General features: G+C 41.5%; 10 protein-coding genes. All 10 read right to left on the bottom strand.

Going from position 1 to position 7615, the window contains the following annotated elements:
• Positions 1–95: 95 nt before the first annotated feature.
• Positions 96–395 (bottom strand): hypothetical protein, encoded by a 300-nt coding sequence (locus LMF89_RS24815; protein ID WP_229537490.1) that lies wholly within the window; start codon positions 393–395, stop codon positions 96–98.
• 110 nt (positions 396–505) lie between these two features.
• Positions 506–880 carry a hypothetical protein gene (locus LMF89_RS24810; protein WP_229537489.1) on the bottom strand — a complete coding sequence of 125 codons (375 nt, stop codon included), beginning with the start codon at positions 878–880 and terminating at the stop codon, positions 506–508.
• A 13-nt stretch (positions 881–893) separates the two neighbouring features.
• On the bottom strand, positions 894–2963 hold the full coding sequence (locus LMF89_RS24805; protein ID WP_229537488.1) for a pyocin knob domain-containing protein: 2070 nt from the start codon (positions 2961–2963) through the stop codon (positions 894–896).
• 12 nt (positions 2964–2975) lie between these two features.
• Positions 2976–3644 carry a putative phage tail protein gene (locus tag LMF89_RS24800; RefSeq protein WP_229537487.1) on the bottom strand — a complete coding sequence of 223 codons (669 nt, stop codon included), beginning with the start codon at positions 3642–3644 and terminating at the stop codon, positions 2976–2978.
• Positions 3634–4713, bottom strand: coding sequence for a baseplate J/gp47 family protein (locus tag LMF89_RS24795; RefSeq protein WP_229537486.1), 1080 nt, complete (start codon positions 4711–4713; stop codon positions 3634–3636). Before LMF89_RS24795 ends, LMF89_RS24800 begins: the two co-directional genes overlap by 11 nt.
• A complete protein-coding gene (locus LMF89_RS24790) occupies positions 4713–5114 on the bottom strand; it encodes a DUF2634 domain-containing protein (protein WP_229537485.1) in 402 nt (133 codons plus the stop codon). The genes LMF89_RS24795 and LMF89_RS24790 overlap by 1 nt, the downstream gene beginning before the upstream one ends.
• A gap of 11 nt (positions 5115–5125) precedes the next feature.
• Positions 5126–5512 carry a DUF2577 domain-containing protein gene (locus LMF89_RS24785; RefSeq protein WP_229537484.1) on the bottom strand — a complete coding sequence of 129 codons (387 nt, stop codon included), beginning with the start codon at positions 5510–5512 and terminating at the stop codon, positions 5126–5128.
• 6 nt (positions 5513–5518) lie between these two features.
• A complete protein-coding gene (locus LMF89_RS24780) occupies positions 5519–6511 on the bottom strand; it encodes an XkdQ/YqbQ family protein (RefSeq protein ID WP_229537483.1) in 993 nt (330 codons plus the stop codon).
• Positions 6512–7000: a hypothetical protein gene (locus LMF89_RS24775; protein ID WP_229537482.1), complete on the bottom strand. Its 489-nt coding sequence runs from the start codon at positions 6998–7000 to the stop codon at positions 6512–6514.
• Positions 6993–7615 (bottom strand): hypothetical protein (locus LMF89_RS24770; protein WP_229537481.1); only part of this gene is annotated, 623 nt, incomplete at its 5' end. The genes LMF89_RS24775 and LMF89_RS24770, both read right to left, overlap by 8 nt.

Raw genomic sequence — 7615 nt, 5'->3', positions numbered from 1 at the left:
CGATTAAAAATTTTACTAACCCTGCTGTAAAACTAATGATTGTTATGAGCTGTACCGTATTGCTAAGATTTAATTCCACTACCCCACCCCATATTCTAGAATTTAATCTCACAAAAAAGGCTACCTGCTACGGTAACCGCGAGATCCCCACTATCAAATTTTTCATCTGCCCATTTTTCTTTTGCATAAGCAACGCCTGACACAACTAAAACCCTCTCTAAAGGTGTTAAATGAGTATGCCGTTTCAACTGGTCATTAATAATGTACCCTAAACCTAAATGCGCCCATTTGTCGACTGGCATAGAGTCCTCAATTTGATGGACTACATTTTTTGCATTGCACACAGAGGCAGACAGGGTAATTAACAGACATAGTACAACTGTTTTCATTTTCATAACTTTTCCCCCAATAAAAAATAGAGCCTCAAGGCTCCTACTTACGTGGACAATTTGGGTTTGCGCATTTGCCATCTTCGCTTTGCTTGGCTCCACATATAAAACATCGTTTAGTTGCCATTCTCAATTTCCTCCTTTTTAGCTTGATATTCATTTTTAAGAGTAGCGTAATCTGTTTTAATACCATCAATTACAGTTTGGTCACCGTCTAAGGTAGCTAGTCCGATAGATTGTGCTAGGCTTGCAAATCGGGGCTGATAATCAGCGTCAAGCGCGGTCAACTTTGCAGTTTTTATCTCTTCTGCGGTTTGCGTGATCGTAATTACCTTAATTTTTCCATCAACAATAGTCAGGTCGGAAGGATTTAACCATGAGTCATTTTCAACGATCGTTGCGTCTGTGTCTTCATTTTCGATGAGTCCCTCAAGCCTTGATTTATCTTCGCATATGGTTTCACATTTGCTATTTTTAAACAAATAAAACATTTATTTTCACCTCTTAATAATTCAATCCATAGATTTCAACAATGCCGCCATTTTGGGATTGATTGTACCATACTGTTTCTGTTGATTGCGGATGGGAAGTTCCTGCAAGTTTAGAGCACCAAACATTCCAATATGCAGCGTAAGAACCAGCGTTAAAAAGATTAAATCTATATTGTTGATTGAACATAAATTCAAGTTCCCATTTTTCCCATTTGCATGTCATAAGAAAATCCGCATTATCGTTACTTCCAACAACTAGTATAGCATCAAAGTTTTTATATGATTGTTTTAAGTATATATTACCATTGCCGAGATTCCCAGAATCACCACCATATGCAGAAATGCCAGAACCAGTATTATTAAGATTTTTTACGGAAGATACCCCTGCTTTTGTTGCCATTGTTGACCAGTCAACCAGTGCAGTCATTATTGGTATTTGACCGGCAGTAGCAATTTTCTTCCACGGTGACCATACCCTATCATTTTGTGTACGTTCCCATGACACTAGGGAGGCACCCCCAAAACCATGCGCTTGCTGATAGGTATAATTATCTGCATACCTAATAACTGCTACCCAATACCAATGTGTGCTGTTAGACGTTGGAGAATTAGCTAAATTGTTTCCTAGACAATACCCATTATTCACGTAGTTATTCCAATCACCTGTGGCTACAGTTGTGCCACGCGGCAGGTAATTAGCGTCTGATGTGGCTTTATCATAATAGTTGTCGGTAGTAGCAATTTTCTTCCACGGTGACCATACGCCATTTACACATTGCCTGATTTGCATATCATTCGTGACGTTCGTAAGCCATATTTGTTTTATAGTAGCTGCTGCAGACTCCACCATAACAATCATATGCCCGTAGTCATACGGTTTCGTTCCTGTTGCCGTTATCCTTACGTAGTAAAAGCCTGTTTCCCACGCTGTTTTGTCTATATCTCCAGTGTAATTGTTTGCGGTAGTGCCTAATCCGTATCCAGCAGGAGCATAACCCCCATTGGTGTGGTAGTTTGTGCATCTCCAGTTTCCGCCACCAAAACTAGCAAATTCCATGACATCACCAGCACCAACTGTTATATTAACGTTTCCTGGCAAAATTAGACTCAATGCATTGTGTGTAATTGTTAAAGGACTTGCGAATCTTAACGTTCTTTTTACTCCAGCCTGTACAGTATCAAGTGAGGTTATAGTAGTTGTTCCAGTTACGTTGATTAGGTTACCTGCTGCGGCACCGATTGCCATGGTGGAGGCGCTTGCCATAGTTACCATTGTCTCGTTTACTGCTCCTGACATATTTCCCCCTGTTAGCGGGAGGACTAAATCAATTGTAGGGATCCGTTTCCATGCTGACCACACCGCACCGACAAGCGACCTTATCCAAGTTTCCCCTGTAGAAGATCCAAAGTAAAAATCGCAATACTGGTTTAAGCGGACATTACTAAGTCCGATGTTCCGTAACGTAAAGACCTTAGTGTTTCCTGCCGCAAGAGTACCATATGGGGTATTAAACCATTCTGACGTTGATCCAGTATCAATGTGTACATAAGTATCTGGGGTCGTAAAGTTATTAAAATCCCGTCCTGTTGGTTCCCCTACTTTATTCATTACTTTGTTTAAAGCAGCTTTTTTACTCGCCAACTCCGTAATGGCTGCCTGTACATTTGTTGCTGCTACATCACCCGTAGCCGTGCTGCTTATTGCAGATGCTGCATGTGCTGCGCTGGTTGCAGTTGTGTGGTTACTAACCTCTTCTAATGATATTGCGGGTGCTGTATACCAATTTGATTTACCCGTTATACGTTTGATCATGTTACCAAGCTTACTCAGCAAGTTCGTTAGCGTGCCTGCTCCTGCTGCTGCTGTTACGGTATCCGTGATGGTTCGATTGCCGATTTTGGCGTCGTCAATTAATTTATCTGATTCTCCTTTTAAATATTTGACAGCTTGGGACGTTCGATTAAAGAACCAGTTAAAATATTCTGCTGGTGGTTTTTCTTCTGGTTTCCATCCCTCATCTTTCTTCGCCTGTGTTGGCTCAACACCAGGCTGATTCCATTCTAAATCATCTGGAAAAGCCATGCTCTCATCTCCTTACTTTATATATAATCCACTGAAAAAACCACCTGTATCTCGTTCAATATTAGAGAATCCCTTATTACTATCTAGCTCAGGCGAGGGATACTTAAATGCACCACCCTGATCTGGCACCTCAAGACTCGAAAATCCATAGCCAATGATAAATTCTGATTGCCTCGGTAAACTACTAAATTGAAATCCCCCTGCATAATACAGCTCACTGCCAAATTCAAAGGTACCTGTAACTCGTAAATTCCAGTCAAGATGCGCTGGCATCGTCACATATAATTTGCTATTAATAGCAGCAAAACTTGTTTTCATGCCCGTAAAAATAAATTCAACCAGATAATCTGCAAAGTATTCGTTAATCTCAACACCTTCAGCAAATGTTTCTAAAAACCGGATAAACTCGCGTTTAGTTGTGGGGCTCCTTAACCGTATCTTAGATAGTAATGCAGCCCGGCGCTGTTCGAGCGTATCTCCTGCAGTAGTTGCTACAGCAAAAATTTCTTCATAGGTTGGGATCTTCCAGGTAGCCTTTTGAATTGTCATCTGGTTTTCTACGTCTTGAATATTTTCTTCCAGAATATCTAGCTCTCGGCCTTCGACCTCCATGATGCTATTTATTTGCCGGGAGTCACGGTAATAGTCCGGTAGATAGTCCTTCATACCTTTAGACTTCACTGAGCGTCACCGTCCCCAAAGCGGGTATTTCATTCACTCCGAGTATAATGTTTTCGCTTACACCATTTAACGTTAAATTGTCATAATCGATAACGCCAGAAACATTGACCATGACGGATCCAATCATGTTTAAAATTACTGTGCGGTTAGAGCTGAGATTAATACTTGTGAAGTAGCTTTCAACATCATTGGCAAACTCAGCTTGCACATCTGCAAGGCTTTTTGAGCCATTTAGTCTTATACTTGCAACAATATCAATTGCGATAGCGACAGCCGGCTCAACTGTAACATGAGCGCCGATCGGAGCCTTTCCCATGCCTAAACCATCCACCGGGTCAAGATATTCTTTAACATCAGTGACAAGTCCCGGCGATGCTGGATCTCCATTACTATCAAGAACAGTCACTTTAACGGTTCCTCCACCATTCCAAAGAGGCTGCACAATGACTTTGCCAACTCCAGTAATTTCGCTACACCAATACTCATAATCGGCAATGTTTCCACTGCCAGGATTCCTCCGGACTGTAATATAGTAGCGCTCTCGTAAGTCTTCATCACTTTCAGCATCCACCCCATTAAAATCTTCCGCATGTTCGAAAACTAAAGAAGCCCCTTCAAGTCCAGGGATTCCCTCGACTGAAAGGACTTCCGCATTATAATCAACAACCGTTTGGCTACCGGCAGTTTCACTTTCAATCGCCACTACACCAGGAATGTCAATCTGCTTAGTTGCCTTAAAATAGACAGTATCAATTAGAAATCTATCACCAATAAAGATTCGCCCGCTTGTCTCGGTGCATTGCAAGAATCTTATTGTCTTTGCTGCTGGCTTTCGCTCCACTCCCTGTTCTTTGGTCCGCAGTTCGAGATCCTCATCTGTGGCAGTATCCACAAATCCGCGTTCCAATACATTATCCAATTCTGTATAGAGCTTAGCTTCTTCAATTGAGTTTGGAGCCATCGCGTCATAGATAATGCTACCTTCTCGCTTATCTAACATGTTGGGTACTCGCCCCAGCTTTCCCTGCATAATTTTCTCAGAGGTCCTATCTGTATATCGTCGCGCCATTACATCACTTCCTCAATCTCAAGAATGCCCTCAACAGTATCAGCTGTAAATTCTATAAAGATCTCATCACCGTTTGGTTTGATATCAAAGTCATATACACTATTCACCCGACTATCATAAATTAATGCTTCCGTAACCATTCTTTTCATTTCTGATTTTAAAAAAGAATCAGCAAATCCCTTACCAATCATGTTTCGGACTTCACAACCATAAGCATCGGTATAAATCGGATGAATAAAGCGTATGGTTACAATCGCCTTTCGAATAAATTGTTCTATGGCTTTTCGGCCATCGACCATACCCTTAATCTCACCAGTGTCAAAATCCAATGCATAGGTTTTAGAGGGCTGTAATGTATTCTGAGCATCAACCGGTATGATAATATTAGGTGTCAATGCCATACTACCCCTCCTTAGTACTGGACAATTCGGTCACATATCCAATATTTTTGGCCGCCTGCAAAACGAATGACCATAACTCGCTCACCGGCCTTCAATTCATTTAAAAATTCCAGTTCTGAATTATCCAGCACAATACTGGTTAGGTCGTGCTGATGCGGTCCCTGCCCTTTAAGCGTTTCTTCATCGGTGATATCAGTTGATGATATTTTGACCTGACGTTTATGGTTGGTCAAAAGCTCTGCAACCACAATCAGCTCTTTAGGTATGACAAGATTGCCATTCCCTTTGAGCCTTATCGATAGACCTGGTGGAGGTGTTAGGACAACCGCCTCAAATACTTCTACTGGATTTCCACTGGCCGCGACATCTTTGGCAGCCTGTTTAATTAGTTCAAGCAAATTACATCACTCCGTTTTTATTTCTACTTCTGGCAGTTCATCGGTCTCTGATAAATCAATACTCATGGTATGGCTGTTACCTTTAAAAACATGAGTATCACTGTCAACATAGTACCCTTGCCAGATATTCATATCTCTGATGATCAAATGTATGGCCGTACCGGTTAACACACTGGAATCACCGATGCAGCCAATTGATAATTTACTCATAATCTTGCCTTTATCAGCCATTGCCTTATTGACACGCTCCTGAAGCTGCGCTGAATTTAGCTTGTCAGTGACCTTCTCATAGTATTGGATTGTGCCGATGTCAGCTGCAAGACTATCATTTTTAGCCTTGATTGTGATTGCCGACTTTTCTTCACCAGCTACCATAACCACCGACGTGGCTGAATCTTCGATACTGGTATCAAGTGTGAAATCTAGTAAGTTGACCTCATCCTCAATCACAATATAGTTCACCTGATCCAGTTTCTCAGCCAGATAAATGTTGCCTCCGGAGCTGCCAAGATAAAACCGCCGGCCGGTCTGTTTGAACGTGGCATAAATAGCTTTATAGGCAATGTCGTACAGAGTTTCGCCATCTACAACTAATGCTGGTATCCGATACTCTGTGTCTTTGATCTCACCCATAGGTATTTGATAGTCACCGCACAATCGCTGGATAATTTGCGTTGCCGTTTGATTCGTAAATACATAGGAATTTTTATTTTTAACCAGGTAGATCATTTGATCATAGGCTTTTATGGACTGATTAAAGGACTTATTTTTACTTTGGGTAAAAACTGTGCCTCTAAAATATTCCGCCGTTTCATCCATAAATAATAAGGAATGGCCTTCTTGAATTGGCAGCCATTCATGCAAGCCTCGACCAGTATTGATCAGTGCTACTTCTAGTGATCGAGGAGCTGTGCCCTTGGCTCCTTTCCAGGTAATAGACTGTACATAATCAGTTATATCCTGCTGAGCCTCTTTTGTAATCCATAATAATTTATACAATCATATCGCCCCCGGCCTGGTTGGTTTGGTTTCATAAACGAGCACACCATCGACACTTTTCAGTACTCTAGGTGTAACGACCTTATATTCTTTGAGCGATAACGAATAATAAAGGGTACCGACATCACCGGCGCGTTCTGAATAGGAAAATTCCTCAACGGAACAAAGATAATTGATTTCCGTTTCTGTGACAATAAACCGCACTGGTTTATAACTTGCTCGCCATTTATTAATCACTTCTATATAATAGGAAGGTTCTTTCAACTGGTCTTCTGTAACATTCAAATAGGGTCCAGGCTTTAAAGGGAAAAAACATTCAAAGCCGAAGGTCATTGCCTTCGGCTTCTGCAGTATCGTAACCTCACCTAAATTAAAAACGTCAATACTATCGTTTTGTGATCCTTGACCAACGGATAATTCAGGCGGGTTTACAGGTAACTGTAAGGTTTCTTTGCCATTATCAAATGTCAGCCACAACTCTTTAGACATCGTAAACACCCTCCCCAGAGCTATTTAATTGTTCTAGCAGATATGCTTCTACTTGTTTCACAACCTTTGAGATATCACTTTGATTATTGATCGTGACATTACCAAAGAGACTGCCAACATTAACTCTGTTGTCATTGGATGTACTGCTGGATGATGTCGACGTATTCATGACCTGCTGGGTCTTTTCAGGCGATAACTTCCGGTATTGCTCCGCTTCTCTGGCAGTCAGAACCGCCTCGCCTTGGTGCAGTTCTGCTATATAACCATCAAAAGGAACATTTGCAAGTCCATTTGCATGAGAGCCGTCCACCATAGTGCCACTACTGCCAATTTCTACGCCAACCGATTGCTGACTGCCGAATACACCAGAAACTTTGTTCCATACATTTTTTGCAGCGTCCACTAACCCACCGATCAATCCTGAAAAACCATTGATGATCCCATTAGCAAAATCAGCTCCGATGTTAAAAGCACCCATAACCAAACCTATAAATAGATTGGTAATATTCTCAACTAAATTATTGAGAGTTTGAATGATAGTAGCTGCCCCTCCGCTAAAGTCACCCGTTAGGATTTGGAAGAATCCTGTTACCATCCCTAACACATAGCTCAGGG

This window comes from Pelosinus baikalensis, assembly GCF_020819555.1.
Classification (GTDB): Bacteria; Bacillota; Negativicutes; order DSM-13327; family DSM-13327; genus Pelosinus; species Pelosinus baikalensis.
This window is presented reverse-complemented; position numbering and strand designations above follow the sequence as displayed.

Excerpts from the sequence above, each read along its gene's own strand:
- LMF89_RS24810 (WP_229537489.1), bottom strand. The coding sequence starts at position 880 with ATGTTTTATTTGTTTAAAAATAGCAAATGTGAAACCATATGCGAAGAT.
- LMF89_RS24805 (WP_229537488.1), bottom strand. The coding sequence starts at position 2,963 with ATGGCTTTTCCAGATGATTTAGAATGGAATCAGCCTGGTGTTGAGCCA.
- LMF89_RS24790 (WP_229537485.1), bottom strand. The coding sequence starts at position 5,114 with ATGGCATTGACACCTAATATTATCATACCGGTTGATGCTCAGAATACA.
- LMF89_RS24795 (WP_229537486.1), bottom strand. The coding sequence starts at position 4,713 with ATGGCGCGACGATATACAGATAGGACCTCTGAGAAAATTATGCAGGGA.
- LMF89_RS24775 (WP_229537482.1), bottom strand. The coding sequence starts at position 7,000 with ATGTCTAAAGAGTTGTGGCTGACATTTGATAATGGCAAAGAAACCTTA.
- LMF89_RS24815 (WP_229537490.1), bottom strand. The coding sequence starts at position 395 with ATGAAAATGAAAACAGTTGTACTATGTCTGTTAATTACCCTGTCTGCC.